Raw genomic sequence first — 779 nt, forward strand, 5'->3', positions numbered from 1 at the left:
ACCCCGCCCCGTCCCGCGAGCGCCGCCGCGACGGCCGCCGCCGCACTCGGCTCGATGACGGTCTTGACGCGTTCCAGGACGAAGCGCAGCGCGTCGCGGATCTCGTCGTCGGTCACCAGCACCACCTCGCTCACGAGGCGCCGCGTGACCTCGAAGGTCAGCTCCCCGGGCATGTCGGTGGCGATCCCGTCCGCGATCGTCCGCGGCACCGGAACCCGCACGCGGTGCCCGGCGGCCAGCGAGAGCTGCGTGTCATTGCCCGCGGCCGGCTCGACACCCACGATCCGCGTCGCCGGACTCAGCCCGGAGGCGGCCAGCGCGCAGCCGGAGATCAGCCCACCCCCGCCGACCGGCACCAGCAGCACGTCGAGCGCCTCAACCTGGCCGAACAGCTCGACCGCCAACGTCCCCTGACCGGAGACCACGTCAGCATGCTCATACGGCGGGATCACGACCAGGCCGCGCTCGGCCGCGAGCCGCTCGGTGATCTCCTCCCGCCGATCGGTGTAGCGGTCATAGGTCACCACCGTCGCCCCATACGCCCGCGTCGCAGCCAACTTCCCAGCCGGCGCGTCCTGCGGCATGACGACCGTCGCCGCAACCCCCGCCTCCCGCGCGGCCAGCGCCAAAGCCTGCGCGTGATTCCCGGATGAGAACGCAATCACCCCACGCGCCGCCTGCTCGGGAGCAAGCCGGCTCACAGCATTGAGCGCACCCCTGATCTTGAACGACCCGGTCCGCTGCAGATTCTCTGCCTTCAGATACACCTGCGCCGAAAC

Annotated in this window: 1 protein-coding gene; it reads right to left on the reverse strand. The window is 71.4% G+C overall.

The window, feature by feature from the left end; all coding sequences use genetic code 11:
- Positions 1-779: threonine/serine dehydratase family protein (locus tag GWK61_RS54900; RefSeq protein ID WP_194922344.1), on the reverse strand; the 779-nt coding region annotated here is incomplete at both ends.

The organism is Catenulispora rubra, assembly GCF_015356825.1.
Classification (GTDB): Bacteria; Actinomycetota; Actinomycetes; order Streptomycetales; family Catenulisporaceae; genus Catenulispora; species Catenulispora rubra.